The organism is Comamonas aquatilis, assembly GCF_965139575.1.
Classification (GTDB): Bacteria; Pseudomonadota; Gammaproteobacteria; order Burkholderiales; family Burkholderiaceae_C; genus Comamonas; species Comamonas aquatilis.
The window spans coordinates 241562-264825 of sequence record NZ_CBCSIW010000005.1; the positions used below are offsets into that span (position 1 = coordinate 241562).

The 23264-nt window shown below is 59.4% G+C and carries 20 protein-coding genes and 1 riboswitch; of the genes, 11 read left to right on the forward strand and 9 right to left on the reverse strand.

The genetic code is table 11. The features are described from left to right. Positions 1-31: 31 nt before the first annotated feature. Positions 32-778 carry a cobalt-precorrin-6A reductase gene (locus ACNAZA_RS09545; RefSeq protein ID WP_415796369.1) on the reverse strand — a complete coding sequence of 249 codons (747 nt, stop codon included), beginning with the start codon at positions 776-778 and terminating at the stop codon, positions 32-34. Between ACNAZA_RS09545 and cbiT the strand changes: the two genes are divergently transcribed. From cbiT to ACNAZA_RS09595, 10 genes are all read left to right on the forward strand, one after another. Next, on the forward strand, positions 777-1970 hold the full coding sequence (cbiT, locus tag ACNAZA_RS09550) for a precorrin-6Y C5,15-methyltransferase (decarboxylating) subunit CbiT (protein ID WP_415796370.1): 1194 nt from the start codon (positions 777-779) through the stop codon (positions 1968-1970). The two genes, ACNAZA_RS09545 and cbiT, sit on opposite strands and share 2 nt — an antisense overlap. Then, positions 1967-2479, forward strand: coding sequence for a cobalamin biosynthesis protein (locus ACNAZA_RS09555; protein ID WP_415796371.1), 513 nt, complete (start codon positions 1967-1969; stop codon positions 2477-2479). Before cbiT ends, ACNAZA_RS09555 begins: the two co-directional genes overlap by 4 nt. After that, on the forward strand, positions 2476-3270 hold the full coding sequence (cobM, locus tag ACNAZA_RS09560; protein ID WP_415796372.1) for a precorrin-4 C(11)-methyltransferase: 795 nt from the start codon (positions 2476-2478) through the stop codon (positions 3268-3270). Before ACNAZA_RS09555 ends, cobM begins: the two co-directional genes overlap by 4 nt. Then, a complete protein-coding gene (gene cobF, locus ACNAZA_RS09565; protein WP_415796373.1) occupies positions 3270-4046 on the forward strand; it encodes a precorrin-6A synthase (deacetylating) in 777 nt (258 codons plus the stop codon). Before cobM ends, cobF begins: the two co-directional genes overlap by 1 nt. A 197-nt stretch (positions 4047-4243) precedes the next feature. Next, positions 4244-4506: riboswitch (cobalamin riboswitch) on the forward strand. Between the two features lie 127 nt (positions 4507-4633). Next, on the forward strand, positions 4634-6772 hold the full coding sequence (locus ACNAZA_RS09570) for a TonB-dependent receptor (protein ID WP_415796374.1): 2139 nt from the start codon (positions 4634-4636) through the stop codon (positions 6770-6772). A gap of 126 nt (positions 6773-6898) precedes the next feature. After that, a complete protein-coding gene (locus ACNAZA_RS09575; protein WP_415796375.1) occupies positions 6899-7888 on the forward strand; it encodes an ABC transporter substrate-binding protein in 990 nt (329 codons plus the stop codon). A gap of 38 nt (positions 7889-7926) precedes the next feature. Continuing rightward, positions 7927-8694: a (2Fe-2S) ferredoxin domain-containing protein gene (locus ACNAZA_RS09580; protein WP_415796376.1), complete on the forward strand. Its 768-nt coding sequence runs from the start codon at positions 7927-7929 to the stop codon at positions 8692-8694. Positions 8695-8886: 192 nt separating this feature from the next. Then, entirely contained in the window at positions 8887-10809 is a 1923-nt protein-coding gene (locus ACNAZA_RS09585) for a PrkA family serine protein kinase (protein ID WP_415796377.1), read from the forward strand. Positions 10810-10855: 46 nt separating this feature from the next. After that, positions 10856-12124, forward strand: a complete 1269-nt coding sequence (locus ACNAZA_RS09590) for a YeaH/YhbH family protein (protein ID WP_415796378.1) — start codon at positions 10856-10858, stop codon at positions 12122-12124. After that, positions 12121-13749, forward strand: a complete 1629-nt coding sequence (locus ACNAZA_RS09595; RefSeq protein WP_415796379.1) for a SpoVR family protein — start codon at positions 12121-12123, stop codon at positions 13747-13749. The genes ACNAZA_RS09590 and ACNAZA_RS09595 overlap by 4 nt, the downstream gene beginning before the upstream one ends. A gap of 99 nt (positions 13750-13848) precedes the next feature. Here ACNAZA_RS09595 and ACNAZA_RS09600 read toward each other — a convergent pair whose 3' ends face one another. The 6 genes from ACNAZA_RS09600 to ACNAZA_RS09625 form a co-directional block, all read right to left on the reverse strand. Then, entirely contained in the window at positions 13849-15093 is a 1245-nt protein-coding gene (locus ACNAZA_RS09600) for a porin (RefSeq protein WP_415796380.1), read from the reverse strand. Between the two features lie 352 nt (positions 15094-15445). After that, positions 15446-16504, reverse strand: coding sequence for a beta-keto acid cleavage family enzyme (locus tag ACNAZA_RS09605; RefSeq protein ID WP_415796381.1), 1059 nt, complete (start codon positions 16502-16504; stop codon positions 15446-15448). Positions 16505-16831: 327 nt separating this feature from the next. Beyond that, positions 16832-17935, reverse strand: a complete 1104-nt coding sequence (locus ACNAZA_RS09610) for a porin (protein WP_415796382.1) — start codon at positions 17933-17935, stop codon at positions 16832-16834. Positions 17936-18170: 235 nt separating this feature from the next. Beyond that, positions 18171-19184 (reverse strand): Bug family tripartite tricarboxylate transporter substrate binding protein, encoded by a 1014-nt coding sequence (locus ACNAZA_RS09615; protein WP_415796383.1) that lies wholly within the window; start codon positions 19182-19184, stop codon positions 18171-18173. A 94-nt stretch (positions 19185-19278) separates the two neighbouring features. Next, on the reverse strand, positions 19279-19875 hold the full coding sequence (locus tag ACNAZA_RS09620; protein ID WP_415796384.1) for an RBBP9/YdeN family alpha/beta hydrolase: 597 nt from the start codon (positions 19873-19875) through the stop codon (positions 19279-19281). 14 nt (positions 19876-19889) lie between these two features. Beyond that, entirely contained in the window at positions 19890-20741 is an 852-nt protein-coding gene (locus tag ACNAZA_RS09625; protein WP_415796403.1) for a TauD/TfdA dioxygenase family protein, read from the reverse strand. A 169-nt stretch (positions 20742-20910) separates the two neighbouring features. Between ACNAZA_RS09625 and ACNAZA_RS09630 the strand changes: the two genes are divergently transcribed. Next, on the forward strand, positions 20911-21924 hold the full coding sequence (locus ACNAZA_RS09630) for an AraC family transcriptional regulator (protein WP_415796385.1): 1014 nt from the start codon (positions 20911-20913) through the stop codon (positions 21922-21924). Positions 21925-22007: 83 nt separating this feature from the next. On the opposite strand, the gene ACNAZA_RS09635 is transcribed toward ACNAZA_RS09630, so the two are convergent. Together ACNAZA_RS09635 and ACNAZA_RS09640 are read right to left on the reverse strand one after the other, a co-directional pair. Continuing rightward, positions 22008-22994, reverse strand: a complete 987-nt coding sequence (locus ACNAZA_RS09635) for a Bug family tripartite tricarboxylate transporter substrate binding protein (RefSeq protein ID WP_415796386.1) — start codon at positions 22992-22994, stop codon at positions 22008-22010. A gap of 26 nt (positions 22995-23020) precedes the next feature. After that, positions 23021-23264: zinc-binding dehydrogenase (locus ACNAZA_RS09640; RefSeq protein ID WP_415796387.1), on the reverse strand; the 244-nt coding region annotated here is incomplete at its 5' end.

Consider the following 23264-nt stretch of genomic DNA (forward strand, 5'->3'; position numbering starts at 1 on the left):
CGCGCGAAAGGTTAGGCAGGCATTCGCGCTTTCAGCGAAAGCTGTTCAGCCATTGCATGGCCTCTTGCGCTGTCTCGCACTGGGCCCGAAGGGGCAGGCGAGGCCTGTCGACCATGATGACGGGGATCTGCAGCAGTCTTGCCGCTTCGATCTTGGCGTAAGTGTCCGTGCCGCCCGCATTTTTGCTGACCACACAGTCAATGCTGTGCTGTTTCAACAGCGCCAACTCGGCGTCCAGCTGAAACGGACCGCGTGCAAGCAGCAGTTCATAGCTGGCAGCGGGCAGAGGCAAGTCGCTATCGCCGGCGTCAATCACCCGCAGCAGAAAGTGGTGGAGCGCAGCCTTGCCGGCAAAAGCCGCAAGCTGCTTGCGACCGATCGCCAGAAAGACACGCTTGCAATGCGGCGAAAGTGCGGCGGCGGCCGCGCTCATGTCGGGCACATGGGTCCATTGGTCGCCGGGTGCGGCTTGCCACGGCCGGCGCTCCAAAGACAGCAGAGGAATGCCAAGTGCGGCGCAGGCGGCAATGGCATGGCTGCTCATCTGCGCGGCAAAAGGATGGGTGGCATCGATCACATGGCTGATGCCTTGCTCTTGCAGGTAGCGCATCAATCCATCGATACCTCCAAAGCCGCCGACTCGACTGGGCAGTACGGGCGTGCGACGGGTTTGGGTGGCGCCTGCATACGAATAAATGGCTTGAACACCGGCCTCATGAAGGCAGGTGGACATGAGATGGGCATCAAACGTGCCACCTAACAGGAGAACTTGGGTCATGGCCAATCCGTGGCTTTCTATTATCGGAATACATCCCTCCGGGTGGGATGGCTTGAGTGCGGCTGCCCAGCGGGACCTGGATGATGCCAGTGTCGTCTTCGGCAGTCCACGGCATCTGGCGCTGGGGCAGGTCGGGGAGAAAGGTCGCCCATGGCCGGTGCCCTTCAGCGTGGATCCCGTGCTGCAGCTGCGCTGGAAAGCAAAGGTCGCCGTCCTGGTTTCGGGCGATCCTTTTCATTTTGGCGCCGGTGCATCGCTGGCAAAGCATCTGGAGTGTGGTGAGTGGCGCAACCATCCTCAACCTTCCACATTTTCCTGGATTGCCGGGGAGTTGGGATGGTCTCAGGAGCATAGCCATTGCCTTGGTTTGCACGCCAGACCTATGGAGACACTGAGACCGCTGCTGACCGACGGCGAGCGCTTCATCTGCCTGCTGCGCGATGGGCCGGCTGCGCACCGTCTGGCATCTTGGTTGTGTGAACAGGGCTGGGGCCGCAGCCCCATGTGGCTGGTGTCAAATGCTGGCAGCGCGGAGCAAAGCATTCGCAGTGCATCGGCTGAGCAATTGCTTGGGCAGCTGCGCGACGAACCGGCCAGCGCCCCTGTGGCGGCCGCCTTTGAAGCACGCGGCGGTCAGGGACTGGTGCAGGTTCCAGGCCGCAGCGTGGACATGTTTGTGCATGACGGGCAGATCACCAAGAGTCCTGTGCGGGCCATGACCCTGGCTGCGCTTGCACCGCGCAAGGGCGAGTGTCTGTGGGATTTAGGGGCGGGATCCGGCTCGGTGTCGATTGAATGGTGTCTGGCCGGTGGAGAGGCCGTCTGCGTGGAGCAACATGCCGCGCGGGTTGTCGGCATTGCGCAGAACGCTCAGCGATATGCGGTTGGGCTGAAGGTGATTCATGGCGCCTCTCTGACCTCGCTGGATGCATTGAGTCCGCAGCCGCAGGCCGTGTTTGTCGGTGGGGGTTTTGATATGGACTTGTTCAACGCTTTGCGCAGCCGTTTGCGTGGGCCCTGGCGACTGGTGGTGAATGCCGTGGCGCTGCAGACGCAGGCACTTCTGATGGAATTGCATCGCGAGCATGGAGGGCAGCTGCTGCAGCTGCAGTGGAGCGAAGCCCAGCCTCTGGGACGCATGCAGTCGTGGAACATTTCCAGACCTCTGGTCCAGTGGGTGTGGAGCGCATGATGGCGCTGATCGCTGGCTGGGGGTTTCGGGCCGGTGCGCTGCAGCAGTCTTTCAGCGATTGCTGGGAGCAGGCATGTCAAGCGCTGGCGGCATCCGAGCTGACGGACAGCAACTGGACCCATGCCGTATTGGCGTCCAGGCTGCATACCCCTGCCTGGCCTGAATTGAAGCGCTGGGCCGCGTCGGCAACACCACATGCAGATTTTTGGATGTGCGAGGAAGCCAGCATTCGACAGGTCAATACCGACTCTGTCTCTTTGCGCATTGAGCAGCGTTTTGGCGTCGGCAGCGTGTCCGAGGCCTTGGCCATCTGCGGCGCCGAGCAGTTGGCAGGCAGCGCCGCAAAGCATGCAGAGCTTTTGGCAGATCACAGTCCTAAGCGTAGGCATATGCATGAAGCCGTCCACCTGGTCTTGCCGCGCATGGTGTCGGCCGACCGGCATGCAACGCTGGCGATTGCCCACTGCATGCCGGCTTCTTATTCAATGAAAACAGGAGTTCTTTCTTGACAGTTCACTTTATAGGCGCCGGCCCGGGCGCTGCAGATCTGATCACGGTGCGTGGGCGTGATCTTTTGGCCTCCTGCCCTGTGTGTCTGTATGCGGGCTCGCTGGTCCCCGCGGAGTTGCTGGCGCATTGCCCCGAGGGCGTGCGCCTGGTCAACACGGCACCCATGTCGCTTCAGGACATCGTCGCGGAAATGCAGAAAGCCCATGAGCAGGGTCTGGATGTGGCCCGCTTGCACTCGGGCGACCTCAGCATCTGGTCGGCCATGGGCGAGCAGCTGCGTAGCCTGCGCGAGCATCAGATTCCTTATACGGTGACGCCTGGTGTGCCGTCCTTTAGCGCAGCGGCTGCAGCGCTTGGCGCGGAGTTGACGCTGCCGGGCTCCTGCCAGTCCGTCGTACTGACCCGGACCTCGGGGCGAGCCTCCAGCATGCCTAGCGGAGAGGCGCTGGCAGCTTTTGCCGCCACAGGGGCGGTGCTGGCCATTCATCTTTCGGTGCATGTGGCAGAGCAAGTGCAGCAGGAACTGCTGGAGCATTACGGCGCCGATTGCCCGGCAGCCATTGTCTGGCGAGCCTCCTGGCCGGATGAGGTCATTGTGCGTACCTGTGTGGGGGAGATTGCTGCAGCGGCGCAGACCAATGCCTTGCAGCGCAGTGCCTTGATTCTGGTGGGACGGACCTTGAGCCAGGAAGGTTTCGGGCTCAGCCGTCTTTATGCCGACGACTATGACCGGCGTTACCGTCCTCGCGGCGAGGAGCCCCGTTTTCCCGCTGGCGCTGAGGGGATCTGATGCTGGAGCTGTTTCTGATCGGAATCGGCACCGGCAACCCCGACCACATAACGCGCGAGGCAGAGAAGGCGATACGCCAGGCCGATCTGATCCTGCTGCCGCACAAGGAGGACAACAAGGCCGAACTGGCGCAAGTGCGGATGACGCTTTTGCAACATCTGTGCATGGACTCGAGTCGTATTGCGCACTTCGATATGCCTGTGCGCCGCCAGCAAGGGGACGACTACGATCAGCAGGTCAATGAATGGCATGACGCCATCGCTGAGCGCTGGAGGGCGTGTTTATCTACCCACCTGCCTGCGGGCCATGGGCATGAGTCTGGGCATGAGCGAGGTCGTGTGGCCTTGCTGGTTTGGGGCGATCCCGCCTTGTATGACAGCACTTTGCGCATTGCTTCGCGTCTGGGCTTGGCCAAGTCGCAGGTAAAGGTGGTGCCCGGCATCACATCGATGCAGGTCTTGTGCAGCGCGCATGGTATAGCGCTCAACGATATCGGAGCGCCGTTTTTGGTGACCACCGGCCGCCAGCTGCGCGAGGCAGCCTGGCCGGCAGGCGTTGATACGCTTGTTGTCATGCTGGACGGCCAATGCTCTTACGAACAGGTGGCCGAGCCCGATGTCGATATTTTCTGGGGCGCCTATCTGGGCATGCCGCAGCAAATCCTGATGCAGGGGCGGCTGGTGCAGGTCAAGGCTGACATCAGTGCCAGGCGGCAGCAAGCTCGTCAGCAGCACGGCTGGATCATGGATATTTATTTGCTGCGCAGGCGTAGTTGACGCGATTCATCAAGGGCAGGCCCGTGCTCTCACATGGAGGCTGCTAGCATCGCCAAAAAATGATGGGTTCATAAAACTGGCTGCTGACGTGGCACAGGCTCTATGGAGTGGCGTTCTCTTACCTTGAAAAATATGAATGTCGAGCGTGCAATCGGGAATCTTTCGCCTGACACGGATAGAATCCGCAACGCTAATCAATTAGCAAACCAACTTCAGGTGCTTGCATGAAGATGCGAGTGAAACGGGAACAAGGTAAGGGCCGAAAAGCCTGAGTCCTTGGCTGCCCCCGCAACGGTAGACAGAAAAAATCTGAAGAAGTCCGGATATCTCCAGACTTCAGCCACTGAGCGCTGCTGATCCAACTTTGTTTGGATTGGCTGCTTGGGAAGGTCAGATCTGCTTTATTTGAACCATAAAGAATTCTGTGAGCCCGGAGACCGGCCTGGAGCTGATGGCGGTGCGCTTTGCGCATCTTTCTCACAACTGTCTGCGGGGTGTGGACGGCAGCCTTATTGCGCTTGTCGTCCTGCGGCGACTGGTTGTTATGTGTGCGGCCTTCACATCAGGCGGTATGAGCTTCCGAAGCTATGCCTCACACAACAATGCGCTCGAATGCGCGTGCTCTTCATTCCTACTCCACCCGTTTTGCGTTGACTGCCAGCTGCGCGGCAGTGCAATTGCTGGCCGCGATGCCTAGCTTGGCCATTGCCGACGCGACTTTGCCGGAAGTCACCGTCAAAGACGATAGAGAACTGCCCCAGCTGCAGCTCAATCAGACAACGCGCTCCGGCTCCTATGTGGCCGTTCCCGTCAAGGACTTGCCTGCCAGCCTGGATTCTGTTTCTTCCGAGCAAATCACAGAACGTGCCGATGCCGCCGTGGTGGATGCTGTCAGTCGTACCGTGGGACTGACGGCCACCAGCTCCCCTGGCAATGGCGGTCTGTCTTTCGCCAGCCGTGGTTTCAACGGCGTCAATTCGGTGGGTGTGGCCGAAGATGGAATCATGCTGGGCGTTGCTGCCGGCACGACGACCTATCCGCATGACAGCTGGGGCTATGAGCGCTTTGATGTGCTGCGCGGCCCGGGGTCGTTGATGTATGGCAGCGGCACCATGGGCGCAACAGTGAACGCCGTGCGCAAGCAGCCAAGCCGCGAGCGCTCTGTGGAAGCCATGGTCGGCGCCGGTTCGAATGGCAGCGCGCGCGCCGGCATAGGCGCAACAGGCTCCATAGGCCAGGAATGGAGCTACCGTGTTGATCTGTATGGCGAACGTAGCGATGGCGAACGCGACCTTGGCAGGAGCGACAGCAAGAAAATCATGAGTGCGCTGCGCTGGCAGCCCAGCGCAGATTTGCGCGTGGACTTGACGGCAGATATCAGCGATCAAAAACCTGAACGCTATTTCGGCACGCCGGTGGTGGATGGCCGTCTGGCCACCGAATTGCGCGACAAGAATTTCAACTTTCTCGATAGCGATATCCGTCTCAAGGACAAGCGCTTCAAGGCCAAGGTGGAGTGGCAGCCTAGTGAAGCGGTGACGCTGCGCAACGAGCTCTATCACTTCAAGGCCGATCGGCACTGGAAAAATATAGAGGGCTATGACTACGACCGCGCAGCGGGCACGATTGCACGCTATGACTATCTGGAAATCGGTCACGATCTGGAGCAGACGGGCAACCGCCTGGGGGTGGTCTTCAAACCCGGCCGTCACCAGATAGCCGCGGGTTGGGATATTTCCGAGGCCCGGTTTATCGCTCTCAACAACTCGCCTTATAGCGGCGATTCGGTGGTCTCTGCCTGGAATACCTCCAATGGTTATTGGGACAGCCCGGATGTGTACAAGGCACGGGTCGAGTCCAAGATTCGGCAGAACGCTTTCTACGTGGAGGATGTCTGGAAACTCAGCGAGCAATGGCAGCTGATGGCTGGTCTGCGCAGAGATATGTATGACTTTGACCGCAAGGATCTGATCAGCAGCGCCACTCTGGATAAATCTCTGGGCGGCACTTCCTGGCGCCTGGGCGCAAGCTATCGCATCAATGAAAGCACCAATGTTTATGCGCAGATGAGTACCGGGCATGATCCGGTGACCAGTCTGCTGTCCCTGAATAAATCCAACTCGGGCTTCAGCCTGACCAAGGGGCGGCAGATCGAGCTGGGTCTCAAACAGCAACTGGGCAATGGCCGTGGGGAGTGGACGGTGGCGGTGTTTGATATCGCCAAGAAAGACATCATCACCCGTGACCCGAGTCGCCCAGCAGAGTCTGTTCAAGGCGGCAAGCAGTCATCCAAGGGCGTGGAGTTCACTACGGCACTCAATGCCACAAAATCTTTGCGCTTTGAAGGCAATCTGGCCTACGTGGACGCGCAGTTTGATGAGTTGCGCGAAGGAGGCTCCGGCATCAGCCGTGCAGGTAATCGTCCGGCGAACATTCCTCAATATTCCGCCAATCTATGGGCTCACTACAGCGTGAGCGACTGGCGCGCATCGTTGGGCCTGCGTCATGTGGGCAGCCGCTTCAATGACAATGCCAACACCTCGGTTTTGCCTGGCTATACGGTGGCGGATGCTGTGCTGAGCTGGCAGCTCAACCCCAAAACCCGTTTGAGTCTCGTGGGGCGTAATCTGACCAACAAGACCTATGCCGCATCTGCTTATGGCAGCACGCAATGGCTGCTGGGCAATCGCCGCAGTTTCGAGATCACTGCGCATATGCGCTTCTAAGCGGTGAGGGCAGACAGAAACATGCCATCTATCAATGCAGCGCTCTGTCTGCTTTGGCTCCCGGTTGCAGCGCTGCTTGCAGGCTGTGATCGGGCTCCAGTGTCGGATCAGGTCCACGCAGCGCAATTGACTGAAAACTCCAACGCAGTTGCTGCGTTGCAGCCGAAGCGTCATGACCCGCCGTTGGTGCTCGATGTGTGCGGCAAGCCGCAGACCTATATCCAGGTGCCGCAGCGTGTGGTAACCCACGATGTGAACATCACGGAGATGTTTCTCTTTCTGGGGCTTGGGGACCGTCTGGTGGGCTACTCGGGCATTCCATCGCGCAAGGAGATTGCGCCGGAGATCAAACCGGTGCTGGATCTTTTGCCGAATCTTTCATCGCATGACATGAGTCTTGAAGCCATGGTCGACGCCCGTACGGACTTTGTCTTTGCTGGCTGGAGTTATGGGTTTCGGGCGGGTGGTGTCACTCCCGAGCTGCTTGCCGAGCATGGCATTGCTTCCTATGTGCTGGCGGAGTCTTGCATTCGGGTGAATTCCCGGCAGCGAGTGGCCCTGGAAGATGTGGAGCTGGATCTGGGAAATCTGGCCCGCATCTTTGACGTCGAAGCACAGGCCGGTCCACGGATCTCGCAGCTGAAGACGGCCCGTGAACGTCTGGCCGGACAGATGGCGGCTAACGCCGGCAAACCGCGTGTTTTTGTGTTCGACAGCGGGGAAAAAATTCCGGTGACGGCAGGACGCTATGGCATGCCTCAGGCGATTCTGGATGCTGCCGGAGCCAGCAATATTTTTGACGATATTCCCAGCAACTGGCCGCGCGGTAACTGGGAAGACGTGATTGAGCGAGACCCGGAGTGGATTGTCATCGTTGACTATGGCGTGCCCAGCGCGCAGGGCAAGATGGACTTTCTTCTCGCCAAACCGGAATTGGCCCAAGTCAGTGCGATTCGCAAGCGCCAGTTTTTTGTAATGAGCTATGCCCAGGCCACTCCCGGACCTCGCAGCGTACAGGTGGCACAGCGCTTGGCTGCAGCCTTGCACCCCGATCTGGAGGTGACCACAGATGCGCTGACCTGGCCCACGCTCAAACAGAGTCAGGCACAGCCATGAATGACAACATAAGCACATTGGCCGCTGGATGCATGCCTATGACCGAGACGGTTTCCATGATTTTGCTGGGGCGCGGCGGTCTTGGCAGTGCGGCCAAGCAGGAGTTGCAAGCTCTGGCCGAGCAACTCAAACGGGCAGCGCTGAAAAAGGGGAACGCACTGCTTGTCTGCGTCGCGTTTATCGACAGGACGGAGCCTTCTCTGCCCGAAGCGCTGGATGCGCTGCTGGCGAGTGCGTCACCGCCATTGAAAAGCATTGCCATCGTGCCGGTGTTCGGTCCGGATGAACCTGCCTTGCGCCGCTGGATGCACAAGGTCGTAATGCGCTGGCGTGTCCGGTTTTCGGCTGCCGAAACACTGCCGAGAATTGTTTTCACCACGCCGTTGCTGCAAACGGCCGGGATTGAGGACTTGTTGATTGACAAGGTGTATCACGCCGAGCAGCACGAAGATGTCGTGACTGTGGTTGGTGATGAAGATTGGCAGACCGACCCCAAAGGCTGGTCGCTGGTGCCAGAACACCAGCATCACGTTCTGTGGTGTACGGGGCCAAGATGCGCGGCAAAGGGCGCTTTGTCGCTGTGGCCCAAGTTGGGGCAGATGGTGAGGGAGGATCCTGCGCTGAAAAAGAAATTCATGCTGCTTCAGACCAGCTGCCAGTACCCATGCAATCACGGCCCACTGATGATTGTTTATCCGCAAGGGCGCTGGTACGGCAATCTGGATGAGACAGAGATTCAAGACATACTGCGTCAGCAAACATCTGATGGCTTACGTGGGACGGTTGAGGTGATCAAGAAGAGCTGACCGATTCTTCAGAGCAGAGTACTGGGGAAGACTCTTACAAGAGCAGCCATGGAGCTTGTGCACCAGGCACGCGTAGTGGAATCAATGGTCTGTTCAAAGCCGGAACAAGGTGCTACAAAGGTTCCATACGGTAGCGAAAGCCTTGCAACTTTGCGGCACTGTTCGCCCTCGGGTGCCGCCATGGGAGGTCGTATGGATGTCATCAACAACTCAGCTGCTCGTTACGTTCGGCTGCGCGAAGAAGAGATGTCTTTGGACGAGTATCTCGTCTTGTGCCAACGTGATCCCATGGCCTATGAAAGTGCCGCCCGGCGCATGCTGGCAGCCATTGGTGAGCCCGAGATGGTGGATACGCGCAACGAGCCGCGGCTGTCGCGCCTGTTCGCCAACAAGGTCATCCGTCGTTATCCGGCCTTTGCCGAGTTCTACGGCATGGAAGATTCCATCGAGCAGGTAGTGAGTTTCTTTCGCCACGCTGCGCAAGGGCTGGAAGAGCGCAAGCAGATCCTGTATCTGCTGGGCCCTGTAGGCGGCGGCAAGAGCTCCATCGCCGAGCGATTGAAATACCTGATGCAGAAAGTGCCGTTCTATGCACTCAAGGGCTCCCCGGTGAACGAGTCGCCGCTGGGTCTTTTCGATGCGGTGGAAGACGGCCCGGTGCTGGAGGAACAGTTCGGTATTCCCAGGCGCTGCCTGCAACATGTGCTCTCGCCCTGGGCCGTGAAGCGGCTGGAGGAGCTGGGAGGCGATATCCGCCAGTTCCGCGTTGTCAAGCGCTACCCCAGCATCCTCAAACAGATCGCCATCGCCAAGACCGAGCCAGGCGACGAGAACAACCAGGACATCTCCAGCCTGGTGGGCAAGGTGGACATCCGCAAGCTGGAGAATTTTGCCCAGGATGACACCGACGCCTACAGCTACTCTGGCGGCCTGTGCCTGGCCAATCAAGGGCTGCTGGAATTCGTCGAAATGTTCAAGGCACCCATCAAGGTGCTGCACCCCTTGCTGACGGCTACGCAGGAGAGCAACTACAAGGGTACGGAGGGCTTTGGCGCCATTCCCTTTGACGGCATGGTGCTGGCGCACAGCAACGAGAGCGAGTGGAAAGCTTTTCGCAACAATCGCAACAACGAGGCTTTTCTGGACCGCATTTACATCGTCAAGGTACCTTACTGCCTGCGCGTCTCGGAAGAGGCCAGGATTTACGAGAAGCTGATTCGCGAATCGTCACTGGCCAGCGCCGTGTGTGCGCCTGGCACGCTCAAGATGATGGCCCAGTTCGCGGTGCTGACGCGCCTGATGGAGCCGGAGAACTCCAGCATCTTCAGCAAGATGCAGGTTTATGACGGCGAAAGCCTCAAGGACACGGATCCGCGTGCCAAGAGCTACCAGGAGTACCGTGATTACGCGGGGGTGGATGAAGGCATGTCGGGCATCTCCACACGCTTTGCCTTCAAGATTCTGTCCAAGGTGTTCAATTACGACAGCACCGAGGTGGCGGCCAACCCGGTTCACTTGATGTATGTGCTGGAGCAGCAGATAGAGCGCGAGCAGTTTCCGGCCGAGCTGGAGACCAAGTACACCGGCTACATCAAGGAATACCTGTCGCCGCATTACGCCGAATTCATAGGCAAGGAAATCCAGACGGCCTACCTGGAGAGCTACAGCGAGTACGGGCAGAATATTTTTGACCGTTACGTGACCTACGCCGATTACTGGATCCAGGACAACGAGTACCGTGACAACGACACCGGCGAGTCCTTTGACCGTGCTGCACTCAATGCCGAGTTGGAGAAAATTGAAAAGCCCGCTGGGGTTGCCAATCCCAAGGACTTCCGCAATGAAATCGTCAACTTCGTACTGCGAGCGCGAGCCAATAACCAGGGCAAGAACCCGGCTTGGACCAGCTACGAAAAGCTGCGTCTGGTGATAGAGAAGAAAATGTTCTCCAACACCGAGGAGCTGCTGCCGGTCATCAGCTTCAACGCCAAGGCCAGTGCCGAGGACGCCCGCAAGCACGAGGACTTTGTCGTCCGTATGGAGGCCAAAGGCTACACGCCCAAGCAGGTTCGCCTGCTGTGCGAGTGGTATCTGCGCGTGCGCAAGAGCAGCTGACCGGCCCGCCGGCTTTCAACACGCCGGGCCATGCATGGGGGCACAGATGGCATTGCAAATCATCGACCGTAGGCTCGCAGGCAAGAACAAGTCGGTGGGCAACCGCGAGCGCTTTGTGCGTCGCTACAAGAAACAGATTGCCGAGGCGGTGCGTCGTGCGGTGGAAAAGCGCGGTATCCGTCACATTGAGGAGGCCGAAAACATCACCATCCCGCGCAAGGACATCCGAGAGCCGGTGTTCCGACACGGGCAGGGGGGCATATCGGATACGGTGCATCCGGGCAATAGCGAGCATGTGCGCGGCGACCGTATCGCCCGTCCCCAGGGCGGTGCGGGCGGATCAGGCTCTCAGGCCAGCGACAGTGGAGAGGGGGAAGACGACTTCACTTTCACCCTGTCCAAGGAAGAGTTCATGGAGTTGTTCTTTGAAGATCTTGCCTTGCCGCGCCTGTTGCGCACCCATATAGGCAACACGCTGCAGTACAAGACGCGCCGCGCAGGCTACAGCCACGACGGCACGCCGCACAATCTGGCATTGCTGCGCACCATGGGCGGCGCCTTGGGGCGGCGTATCGCCCTGACCAAAGCGCCGCAGCGTGAGTTGAAGGCTTTGCAGGTCCAGTTGGAAGCCTTGCTGGAGCAGGATGACGGCACCAGCGAGGTGGTAGCAGAGCTGCAGCAGCGTATTGACGCACTGCAGGCGCGCATAGACAAAGTGGCTTTTCTCGATCCCATAGACCTGCGTTTTCGCAATCGCACCCGGGTACCTGTGCCCAGCAGTCAGGCGGTGATGTTTTGCGTGATGGATGTATCAGGCTCCATGGATCAGGCGCGCAAGGATCTGGCCAAGCGTTTCTTCATCCTGCTGTATCTGTTTCTTACGCGTCACTACGAGAAGATCGATATCGTCTTCATCCGTCACCACACCCAGGCGGCTGAGGTTAACGAGGACGAGTTCTTTCACTCCCAGGAAAGCGGTGGCACGGTGGTCAGCAGTGCGCTGGTACTGCTCGACCAGATCATTCGAGCACGCTATGCCGCAGGCGACTGGAATATCTATGTGGCTCAGGCCAGCGATGGCGACAACTTCAATGACGACGGCGCCAACTGCCGCAATCTGCTGGCTGAGAAAATTCTGCCGCTGGTGCGCTACTTTGCCTATGTGCAGGTCGTTCAGGAGGAGCAAAACCTGTGGGAGGAATACAGTCAGCTGGCAGCCCAGTTCTCGCACTTCGCCATGCGCAAGGTGTCCGAGCCGGGGGAAATTTATCCTGTGTTTCGTGATCTGTTCAAGAAAGAGGGAGTATCGGTATGAACCTCTCTCAGTATCCGGTGCTTGATCCTCGCCAAGGCAGCCATGCCTGGAAGCCGGCCGCTGGGGGTGAGCGTGTACAGCGCGGCGTGCCTTCCGCTCCTTTGCCCGCCGGCAAGCGTCCCGAGCATCCTTTGCCAGACCCTAGCGACTGGACCTTCGAGCTGATCGATCGTTACCACGCGGCCATTGCCGCCACGGCCGAGCGCTTCGGACTGGACACCTATCCCAATCAGCTGGAGGTGATTTCGGCCGAACAGATGATGGATGCCTATGCCAGCGCAGGCATGCCGGTGGGTTATCGCCACTGGAGTTATGGCAAGGACTATCTGGCGACCGAGCGGCGCTATAGACGCGGCCACATGGGCCTGGCCTACGAGATCGTCATCAACTCCAATCCCTGCATTAGCTACCTGATGGAGGAAAACACCACGGCCATGCAGGCCCTGGTGATAGCCCATGCAGCCTATGGGCACAACAGCTTCTTCAAAAACAACTACCTGTTTGGCATGTGGACGGATGCGGGCGGCATCATCGACTATCTGATCTATGCCCGGGATTTCGTTGCCCAATGCGAGGAGCGGCATGGGCTGGAGACCGTGGAGCAGTGGCTGGACTCCTGTCACGCTCTATCCAACCTGGGGGTTGACCGCTACCGCCGTCCGACCAAAAAAAGTCTGGCTCGCGAGCGTGCCGAGCGTGAGCAGCGTGAAACCTACGCCCAGCAACAGGTGAACGTGCTGTGGCGCACCCTGCCGAGTCGCCCGGGCAAGGGTAGTACAGCGCAGAGCAACGAACGTTTTCCCAAGGAGCCGGAAGAGAACCTGCTGTACTTCATCGAAAAAAATGCGCCCCTGCTGGAGCCCTGGCAACGCGAGATCGTGCGTATTGTTCGCAAGATCGCTCAGTATTTCTATCCGCAGCGTCAGACCCAGGTGATGAACGAGGGCTGGGCCACGTTCTGGCACTACACCTTGCTCAACACCATGTATGACGAGGGCTGGCTTACGGATGGCGTGATGATCGAATGGCTGGCCTCGCATACCAATGTGATCTATCAGCCGCCGGCCGGGCACCGTGCATACAGCGGCATCAATCCTTATGCGCTGGGCTTTGCCATGTACCGCGACATTCGCCGCATCTGCCAGAACCCCACCGAGGAGGACCGGCGCTGGTTCCCCGACATGGCGGGCACACCCTGGCTGCCGGCGCTGCATCACGCCATGCAGAACTTCAAGGACGAGAGCTTCATCGGCCAGTACCTGAGCCCGCAGCTGATGCGAGACATGCGCCTGTTTTCCATCCATGACGATGCCAGCGAGCGCGAACTGCTGGTCAGTGCCATTCACAATGAGGACGGTTACCGCGACCTGCGCCAGACCCTGTCACATCAATACGATTTGGGTGCGCGCGAACCCAATATCCAGGTCTGGAATGTCAATCTGCGCGGCGATCGCTGTCTCACCTTGCGCCATACCCGTCACCGGGGTCGTCCGCTGGCAGATGATGTGCTGGAGGTGCTCAAGCACGCGGCGCGTCTGTGGGGTTTTGGCGTGCAGCTAGAAGGCGTCAATGGCGATGGCGAGACACCGGTATTGCTGCATTCCGTGCCACCGCCATCCACCTGAGTTCTGCATGGGCAGCACGCGTGCCGGCTTCTCTGGCCGACGCGATTGGCATGCAAGGCTGCGACAGGTCTGCCATTGCCGCACCCTGCCAGCCAATCCTCAGAAGCTGTGGCGCAGACCCACCATCCAGGCCCGAGCATCTTTGCCGGCTGCGACCGGGCTGCCGTACACCGGGCTGAGCGCCATATTGCTGCCGTCATTGCTGACATAAGCCCCTTGCACATAAGCCAAGGTGCGCTTGGAGAACAAGTATTCCATGCCCAGCACAAACTGCGTGGACTTGCTGCCTGCGTTCTTGTTGTCCTTGGTGTGATAGAAGGCCGTGGTGATGTTGAGATAGGGCGCGGGGCGCCAGCCGGCACCGATATTCCACATATCGAGACTGTCGGAGCCGCCAGGCATGATTGCATGGTCGGGGTTGCGCGCCGCATAGTACTGGCCGCTCACGGTATAGGGGCCAGTGTTGTAGAGCGCGCCTATAGAGTACAGACGGTTGGTGTTGGCTGTCGGTGAAAAACCTGCGGCGCTTGCTGCAGCTGCACCGGCGCTGGCACTGCCCAGAGCCGCGGTATAGAGAGCGGTGGCGTTGGGCAGGTTGTTGCCATAGCCGTTGTAGTAAAGAGCCGAGAGCTTGAGGCCGCCGCTGTGATAGAAAGCGGCGACGGATTGCTGGGAGTTGGCCTTGCCACCCCCCTCGCCGAACGTATAGGCAAAATCAAGCTTCAGCTGATTCCAGGTCGGCGTGGTGTAGACGATGGTGTTGTCGTTGTAAATCGTGCCGAAGGCGACATTGGAGTTGTTGCCAATCCAGGAGCGGCTGGCGCTGTTCATGCCGACCAGTGCGGTGAGTGCCGAGCCAAAATAGCGAAAGCCACGGGCATCGGTGTATTGCATGGCCCAGGCGGAGGGCGAGAACTGACGGCCTAGTTTGATTTCACCGAATCCGCCCGAGAGTCCGACCACCGAGAGTTGATTGAAGAAGGAGGTGGTGCTGCTGGAGTTGGCTCCCCCCGTCGTGCCATTGGTGGTGTTGAAAAGGCCTTGCAGCTGAAAGTTGGCGCGCAGTCCGCCGCCCAGGTCTTCGCTGCCCTTGATGCCCCAGTTACTGGCGCCCAGACCGCCGTCCTTGGCCTTGAAGGCCGAGCCGCTGTGCGCCGTGGTGGGCACATAGCCCACGCCTGCACTGTAGTTGGACATGCTGAGCAGACCCGAATCCACCGTGCCGTAAATGGTGACGCTGGCCTGAGCCGCCACAGGCAAGGCGGCTGCGGCGCAGCTGAGTGTTGCCAGTGCGGCGAGTACATAGCGGCCGGGTTTTGTTGCGAAGCTTGAGCGAGAGGGCATGGGTGTTGTCTCCGGAAGTGCGTTTTTGATGGTTTTTGCCTGCACGGCATCGGCTTTGGTGGGGTGAAAAGCTTGTCTGTGACCGCAGCCATGCAGTGTCCGGAACGGTGAATTCGAGGTTTCTCTTTCCATGTCATTAAATTCACCAACCATGCCAGATTGGGGATTTCGATAAGAGGGAAATCAAGCTGTTACGTAGGTGCTAATTACGGTAATTGCTCCTAAATAAATAGTATTTTTGATGCTTTAAATGAAAAAAAAGCCTCTGCAAAAGCTGCAGAGGCATGGAAAAAGACGCTGCAGGCAGCGTCTTGCGCATTCAAAAAAGGTGATGTTTGGCGGTCGCTGATTTTTATGCGGCCTTGCGCAAAAAGCCTTGCTGGGCGCCGTTGCGGTTGGGGGCAAAGCCGTTCTTCTCCAGCGTCTCTTCCACGCTGTCGTAGAACACGCCGATCTGGCAGATCTCACGTGCCTGCGCCGGCGTGGCGATGGGGCGGCTGAACTCCTTGGCCATGCGTACCAGTTGCTCGATCTGTGCCACCGTGCCCATTTTTTCGGTGCGGGTCTGATTCCACAGGTTGTCCTCGGTGCCGCAGCGCACATGCAAGCCCATGGCAATGCCCATGGCGTTGATGGGCAGCACGTTGAGCACCGAGCTTTCCACGGTCAGCACCGCGCCATCGGGCACGGCGCGCACAAAGTGGGCCAGGCTGTAGATGTTGGGGGCGTCCATGCCGCCGCCAATTGCCACCCAGTTCATCACCAGCGGGCCTTTGTAGATGCCGCGGCGCATCAGGCGCTCCACTGACTCGAAGCTGTTGATGTTGTAGCACTGGAAGGCGCTCTGGATGCCGGCCTCGGACAGGCGACGGATGTGCTCCTCGGCCCAGCCGGGCTGGGCGGGCACGGTCATTTCCTTGTAGGCGTTGAACACGGCCGGGTCTTCCATGGAAGTGCCCTGGATATCGCGGGCATCGAACTGCTCCAGGATGTTCATCTGCGAGGTGTTGATGGTCACCGTCACCTGATCGGGCTTGGGGTCCAGCTCGGCCAGCATATGGCGGGTGTCGTCGGACAGCCACTTGGCGGCGGCGCCATCGTTTTCGGGGGCAAAGCTGATGGAGCCGCCGACCTGGATGATCATCTCGGGCACGCGGGCACGCACGCCGGCGATCAGCTCGTTGAACTTCGAGAGGCGCTTGCTGCCGCGACCGTCGAGTTCGCGCACATGCAGGTGCAGCACCTGGGCACCTGCGTTGTAGCAGTCCACGGCTTTCTGGATCTGCTCTTCCATGGTGACGGCGATTTCGCCAGGAAAGTCACCGGGCATCCACGAGGGAGCATAGGGTGCAGCGGTGATGATCAGCGGCTGCTGGTTTTCGGGGAAGAGGTGGCCGTCGAGGAAGTTCATGGTGGACCTTTCAAAGCATGTGTTCTGAGTGCGGGCTCAGCGCAGGAATGTAGAAGGTCAATCGCTTTAATGTTTGACAATATGGGATGTCAATTTGTCTTTATGGGACATCAAGGGAAAACCTTTAGGGCTGTATTGCTGTCTGACAGCGTGCCTGCCTCAAGCCATTGTCAGTCCAGCGGCCCAGACATCCAGATGTCATCTTGTCCGGTGTAATTCACGCAAAGCAAAGGCCCGGAAGCAAAAACTGAGCTTCTGGGCCTTTGAGAGTCAATTGTTCAGCTAAGCCTTTTGTAAAAAGCGCTTGCTGCTTCTAAAAAGTGAGTGTTAGAAGCTGTGGCGCAGACCCACATCAAAGCCTGAGGCATTGCCGCCGGCCGTGGGGATGGGGCCGTTGACCGCGCCGGAAGCCACGGGGAGGTTGAGGCTGCCGCGATTGTCCACGTAAGCGTAAGTGCCGTAGATGGCCGTGCGCTTGGAGAGGTTGTGCACATAGCCCACGGCGTACTTTTGCGAAGAGCTGCTGGCGCCGTCGTTGCGTGTCAGGCGCATAAAGCTCATGGGAATGGAGTCATTGCCCACCTTCCACTCTGCGCCCAACTGCCAGTAACGCACGCGGTTGGCGTTGCCGACTGCGGCGAGACGGTTGCCGGTGCGGTTTTCAGCCGCCAAGGCCATGAATCTATGACCGTTCCACAGATAGGCGGCTGCAATATTGATGGAGGTGTAGTCGTCTGCGATGCGGTTGCGGGTCGTGGTGATCGCGGCTGCAGCATTCCACTGCGTGCCGCCATAGCCTACGCGCAGACCGTAAAGATTGCCGTCCTGGCGCTCGGGACCTGCGCCGTTCTCACCGAAGGCGACCATGCCCTGATAGAACAGTCCTTGGCAGGCTGGGCCCGAGCAGCCGGGGGAGAAGTAGCCAACGCTGTTGGAAGCGCGAAAGCCCGTGACCGTCGTGCCGTGCAGCACATGGGTGCTGGCGCCCACGCCCACGCGGAAGGGGTCAAAGATAAACGTGTTCCAGAACGAGGGCGTGTAGTCACGACCCAGGCGCAGCTCGCCCCATTGCTTGCTTTGCAGATAGACGAAGGACTTGCGGTTGAAGGTCAGACCGCCGCCGCCGCTATTGCCCGAGGCCTGGTTGTTGCTGTTGGTCAGCTGGCCGGTGCCGGAGTCGGCATTGAGGCCCGACTCCATATCGAAACCGGCAAACAGGCCGTCGCCCAGATCTTCACGTCCTCTAAAACCCAGGCGGCTGGCTTGACTGCCACCGGATGTCAGCATCTGGCGCGAGCCCGCACCATCTCCCCGATAGGACGAGACGCCCAAATCCACTACGCCATACATTTGTACCGAGGACTGTGCCCATGCGCCCAGCGGGGCGAGGGCACATGCCAGAGTGCCGATAACCAGTTTTTTAGAACCCATTGCAATCTCCTTTAATTTATTTGAACTGCAGAAACGTCGACGAACCAAAAAGGGAAAACACACCAAAACTGCAGCCGTGAAAGCACGGATGCCGGGAAAAGAAGGCTGCAGGCCAGAAAACAAACTGGCGCAGCTCAATCGAGGAATGAAGTGGCGCAGCGGGGGCAGCCTGTTGATCAGGTTGCGCAGCTATGGCCATTGGCGGTGCGGGACCGGTAGCGGGGCTGGTGCGGGTTCAGTTTTCCGGCTGGTAGCCTATGGACTTGAGCAGCGCGGCCTGCTTTTGACTGGCATCTTTCAGGTCGACCATCATTTCTGCCTTGGTGACAGGCTGGCCTGGCTCCATGCCAATGGTGGCAATCTGCTTGAGCACGGACTCTTTGCGAAAGTGCGCCAGCGTGACCTCGCGCAGCTTTTGCTGAATGGCCGCCGGGGTCTGGGGGTGAGCCCAGACGGCAAACCAGCCGGGCTTGGACAGTTGCGGGTAGCCCAGCTCCTTGAAGGTGGGCACCTCCGGCAAAGCCTGCAAGCGTGTGGGGTAGCTGGCCGCCAGTGCCCGGATCTTGCCGCCGCGAATCAGGGGGAGCGAAGTGGTGACGCCATCAAACATCACTGGGACATGGCCGCCCATGAGGTCCACCAAGGCCGGAGGCGAGCCTTTGTAGCCCACATGGCGCATATTGATCTTGGCCAGCTGGCCGAACAACATGCCTGAGGTATGCCCCTTGAAGCCCGTGGCATAGGACGCAAAATCCACGCCGTCCGATTGCTTTTTGGCATAGGCAATGAATTCCTGCAGGTTCTGGAAAGGCAGGTTTTTGTTGGCCACCAGTACCAGGCCGGTGCGCGTCAGCTGTGCCACCGGTGTCAGGTCATTGAAGGGGTCATAGCTGACTTTTTGCGCCACGGGAGCTTCGCTCAGCGCGCCGTCCTGGATCACGAGGAAGGTGTAGCCGCTTTTGCCGCTGGCCTTGAGTTCGTGAATTCCCAGTGCGCCGGAGGCGCCGGCTTTGGATTCGACGATCACCGGCTGCTTCAGATCCTGTTGCAGGCCTTCTGCCAACAGGCGGGCCAGGGTGTCGGCGGTCCCGCCGGCCGGGCCCGTCACGATCAGGCGTATGGGCTTGCTGGGCCAGCCCTGCGTTTGCGCTTGTGCAGTGACCGCGCTGCCAGCTGCCAGAGCAAAGACGGCCAAGCCCAGGCGGCGGCGCAATGCATCGATGGGGGAGGCGGATCTCGTGGTTTTCATTTTTTGTCTCCTGGAGGAGGTGCGCCAGGCACACCCCCTTGGCTCACACTCAATGCTTATTGTTGAGGTGTGTGCTTGCGCATTGCTGCGATCGTCAGTCTTGCGTCGCAAGCTCCGTCTCTTGGGCTTCGATCATGCGCAGCAAGTCACTGATGAGCTGTTTGGCCTCGGGCCAGGGACCGTGGCCCGAGGCCGGATTCAGATGGCCTACCGGGCCAAGCTCCACCAGGCGGCTGCCCCAGTCGCGGGCAAATCTGCGCGCGCGCGTCAGCTCGGTCAAGGGATCGTTGCTGCTGGCAGCCAGGATGCTGGGGAAGGGCAGCTGTGTTGTAGGTATGGGCAACCAGTCATTGGCGGCCAGCACATCCCGGGACGGGTAGCCCGCCGGCATGGGCGTCTCCACATCGGCTGGTGCAGCCAGAACGGCGCCAGCAATCGGCCGGGCGCGGCGCAGCGCCCAGTGGGCGACCATCATGCAGCCCGCACTGTGGGCAACAATGATGACCGGGCCTTGGATTGTTTCCAGCGCACGGTCAATGGCGTCCAGGCGGGCCTGGCAGCTCAGCTTGTCCTGCTCTAGCGGAGGGACGGTGACGCAGTTGGGCAGCTCCTGTGCCAGCAGGGTTTGCCAGTGTTCCTGTACATGGTCGCGCAGACCGGGAACGATGAGTATGGTGGGCTTCAAGGACATGGCCGCTGCTTTGCTTACTCGGTGGGGCCGCCAATGATGGCCGTGCGCTCCATCTTGCGGTGGCAGGGCTGATAGTCCATGACCGCGTAGTGCTGCGTGGATCGGTTGTCCCAGAAGGCCACGCTGTTTTTCTTCCAGCGAAAGCGCACCTGATACTCGGGGATCATGGCCTGGCTGGTCAGGTAGTTGAGCAGCTGTGCAGCGCCGGGAGACTTGTCCAGACCAAAGCGCACATTGGCCGGCGTGTTGTAGTTGGTGAAGTGGGTGGTGAAGCTGCTGTTGACGAACAGGATCTTCTCGCCGGTTTCGGGGTGGATGCGCACCACGGGATGCTCCGCATCGGGGTACTTGGCTTTGAGGGCCAGGCGGGCTTCGATGGGCATGACGGCGCCAAAGCTGGACTCGATGCTGTGGCGGGCGCGCAGGGGCTCGATCTTGGCCTTGATGTCTTCGGGCAGGTTCTCGTAGGCCATGACCATGTTCACCCACATGGTGTCGCCGCCTACGGGCGGGCATTCCACACAGCGCAGCACGCAGCCCATGGGGGGCTGCTCGCGCCATGTGGCGTCGGTGTGCCAGGAGTTCTCATTGCGCTCCAGCGGGCTGTCGGGTGTCTTGTAGATCTGCACCAGGCCGGGGTGATCCGGATGGCTGCCCACCACAGGGTGGTCTTCCAGGTTGCCGAATCTGCGCGCAAAGGCCACATGGTCGGCGCGGCTGATGTCCTGATCGCGGAAGAAGATCACGCGGTGCTTGAGTAGCGCCTGGCGGATTTCTGCCAGCAAATCGTCGTCCTGGGCTGCTGCGCCCAGGTGCACATTGGCCAGTTCCGCACCAATGGAGCAGGTCAAGGGGTTGACTTCCATGGAGCGTGTCAGGGAGCTGCTGCGGATAACCGCTGGTGCGGCGCCGTTGTCGGTTTTCATAGGTTGCTCTCCTTATAGAATTGATGCTTCACAGTGTGAAAAATCCTCTCCGACGGCGCTTGTCATTTCATGACTGGTGCTTTGCAATTAGTGCCACCTAGGTGAAACCATGGCGTCTCTTGTCCGCGCAGCCTGTTTGACCAATTACGACCAAGTCGCTCGCGCTTGCGGCTTGAACAGCACGCGCATGTTGTTTGATGCCGGCCTGAGTCCCAATGTACTCAATGAGCCGGATGTGATGATTCCGGTTGATAAGGTGGGGCGCTTGTTGCAGGCTTCGGCCGCCGAATCGGGCAATGAAAGTTTTGCGCTGTGCATGGCCCGCTCGCGGCTGCTGTCCAATATGGGGCCTGTCGGTCTGCTGATTCGCGATCAGGAGACGCTGCGCGACTCGCTGCAACTGCTGGTGCGCTACCTGGACTTGCTCAACGGGGCCATGACGCTGGAGGTGGACGAGCAGGTCGATACGGTGGTGATCCACGAGCTCTTGCTGGCAGGGCGTGCCCATGAGCCCACGCGCCAGCGTGTGGAGCTGGCGCTAGGGGTGATGGTGCGTGCGATCCGACAGCTGATTGGCCGCGACTGGCAGCCCCGCAGGGTGTGCTTCGAGCATGCTCCCCCCAAGGACTTGAGCATCCACCACCAGTTGTTTGGCTTGCGTGTCGAGTTCAACCAGGAAATCAATTGCATCGTCTGTGCCAAATCCGATCTGGATACGCGCAACGAGTTTGCGGATCCGGCCATGGTGCGTTATGCGCAGAAATTGCTGGAGTCTGTTGCGCCCAATAACGATGCAACGGTTCTGGACGATGTGCGCCGCACGATCTTGCTGCTGCTGCCCAGTGGGCGCTGCAGCATAGAAAAGGTCAGCGAGCATTTGGGCGTGGTGCCGCGCACCGTTCAGCGGCGTTTGACGGAAAAAGGGCATAGCTTTTCCTCGCTGATGAACGATATCCGCAAGGAACTGGCGGCACGCTATGTTTTTGAAAGTAGCCGTTCGTTGACTGAAGTAGCTGAGTTGCTGGGCTTTACCGCGCCCAGCAGTTTCTCGCGCTGGTACCAGGGGCAGTTTGGTTGCAGTGCCAAGGACAGTCGCAATAAGGCGCACAGCGGGCACGAATAAAAAAAGCGGGCCATAGGCCCGCGAAACACACTACCAAGAAAACGGACATTCAGCGTAAGGCCGAATGTATTGGGTTTACCAAATCAATTGCCTGCGACTTTGAGCTTGCTCAGGATCTTTCGGTTCTGCTCCACGGTGGCCAGCATTTTGGTTTGAAGTTCCTGCTGGGTGCTTTGCTGCGGCGCATCAAAGCCCTGGCCCTTCAACTGGGCCTGAAATTTTGGGGAACGGGTGATTTTTTCCATTTCCTGCCTCACCTTTTGCATCACGGCAGGCGGTGTGGCGCTGAGTGCAAACAGGCCCACGCTGGCATCGGGCAAGACGAAGTCAGGCATGTTCTGCTCGGAGAAACTGGGAACGTCGGGCAGCAGACGCGAACGTGTGGGAGAGACCACGCCAATGGCCTTGATCTTGCCGGCCTTGATCAGCGGTGCGGCATTGGTGACCACTTCGAATGTCATCTGCACCTGATTGCCCATCAGATCAACGATGGCCGGTGCAGAGCCCTTGTAGGGTACCGGCGTGATCTTGCGTCCACTTTTTTCACTCAGAAGTTCACCCAGCATGTCCGAGCGAGTGCCTGGGCTCAAGTTGGCAATATTGACGGGCTCCTTGCTCTGGCGGGAGTAATCCAGAACTTCCTGCAGCTTGTTGGGCGGAAAGCTGGGGTTGGCCACCAGCAGATGCACCATGCTGGCGACATCGGAAACATAGGTGAAGGTCTTTTGAACGTCAAACGGCGTTTTCACTGTCAGCGGGAAGTCCGTCCAGATGCTGGACGGAGCCACCATCAGCGTGTGCCAGTCCGCCGGGGCATTCATGACCGCACGTTCCGCAATGACGGCGGAGCCACCGGGCTTGTTGTCGACGATGACGGGTTGCTTCAGATCGTTTTGCAGGTGCTCCGCCAGCAGACGGGCGACGGCATCCGAGATGCCGCCGGGAGGGGCGGGCACGACGATGCGGATCGGCTTGGTTGGCCATTCCTGGGCATAGGTTGCGGTCGCTGTCACCAAGCCAATGCACAAAGCGGTGGCGCAGGTGCGCAAATTTTTAATCATTTTTTGCATGGGGTACTCTTGAGCTGGTGATTGGGTTACAGGACGAAAATGGCCGAGCCCACAATCTTTCGCGCTTCCAGATCGCGGTGGGCCTGAACTGCATCAGCCAGCTCGTAGCGCTTGCTGATGTCCACCTTGATGCGGCCTTCGGCCACATAGCTGAACAGCTCGTTGGCCAGCTCTGCACGCTCGACAGGGTCGGCAATGTAGTGCGCCGAGGCGGGACGGGTCAGGAACAGCGAGCCCTTGCCGGCCAGGATCTGCGGATTGAACGGAGGG

What these genes read in the sequence shown, in the direction of transcription:
- cbiT (WP_415796370.1), top strand. Translation starts at nt 777, where the DNA reads ATGGCCAATCCGTGGCTTTCTATTATCGGAATACATCCCTCCGGGTGG.
- ACNAZA_RS09545 (WP_415796369.1), bottom strand. Translation starts at nt 778, where the DNA reads ATGACCCAAGTTCTCCTGTTAGGTGGCACGTTTGATGCCCATCTCATG.
- ACNAZA_RS09555 (WP_415796371.1), top strand. Translation starts at nt 1,967, where the DNA reads ATGATGGCGCTGATCGCTGGCTGGGGGTTTCGGGCCGGTGCGCTGCAG.
- cobF (WP_415796373.1), top strand. Translation starts at nt 3,270, where the DNA reads ATGCTGGAGCTGTTTCTGATCGGAATCGGCACCGGCAACCCCGACCAC.
- ACNAZA_RS09570 (WP_415796374.1), top strand. Translation starts at nt 4,634, where the DNA reads ATGCCTCACACAACAATGCGCTCGAATGCGCGTGCTCTTCATTCCTAC.
- ACNAZA_RS09580 (WP_415796376.1), top strand. Translation starts at nt 7,927, where the DNA reads ATGACCGAGACGGTTTCCATGATTTTGCTGGGGCGCGGCGGTCTTGGC.
- ACNAZA_RS09585 (WP_415796377.1), top strand. Translation starts at nt 8,887, where the DNA reads ATGGATGTCATCAACAACTCAGCTGCTCGTTACGTTCGGCTGCGCGAA.
- ACNAZA_RS09590 (WP_415796378.1), top strand. Translation starts at nt 10,856, where the DNA reads ATGGCATTGCAAATCATCGACCGTAGGCTCGCAGGCAAGAACAAGTCG.
- ACNAZA_RS09595 (WP_415796379.1), top strand. Translation starts at nt 12,121, where the DNA reads ATGAACCTCTCTCAGTATCCGGTGCTTGATCCTCGCCAAGGCAGCCAT.
- ACNAZA_RS09600 (WP_415796380.1), bottom strand. Translation starts at nt 15,093, where the DNA reads ATGCCCTCTCGCTCAAGCTTCGCAACAAAACCCGGCCGCTATGTACTC.
- ACNAZA_RS09605 (WP_415796381.1), bottom strand. Translation starts at nt 16,504, where the DNA reads ATGAACTTCCTCGACGGCCACCTCTTCCCCGAAAACCAGCAGCCGCTG.
- ACNAZA_RS09610 (WP_415796382.1), bottom strand. Translation starts at nt 17,935, where the DNA reads ATGGGTTCTAAAAAACTGGTTATCGGCACTCTGGCATGTGCCCTCGCC.
- ACNAZA_RS09615 (WP_415796383.1), bottom strand. Translation starts at nt 19,184, where the DNA reads ATGAAAACCACGAGATCCGCCTCCCCCATCGATGCATTGCGCCGCCGC.
- ACNAZA_RS09620 (WP_415796384.1), bottom strand. Translation starts at nt 19,875, where the DNA reads ATGTCCTTGAAGCCCACCATACTCATCGTTCCCGGTCTGCGCGACCAT.
- ACNAZA_RS09625 (WP_415796403.1), bottom strand. Translation starts at nt 20,741, where the DNA reads ATGGAAGTCAACCCCTTGACCTGCTCCATTGGTGCGGAACTGGCCAAT.
- ACNAZA_RS09630 (WP_415796385.1), top strand. Translation starts at nt 20,911, where the DNA reads ATGGCGTCTCTTGTCCGCGCAGCCTGTTTGACCAATTACGACCAAGTC.
- ACNAZA_RS09635 (WP_415796386.1), bottom strand. Translation starts at nt 22,994, where the DNA reads ATGCAAAAAATGATTAAAAATTTGCGCACCTGCGCCACCGCTTTGTGC.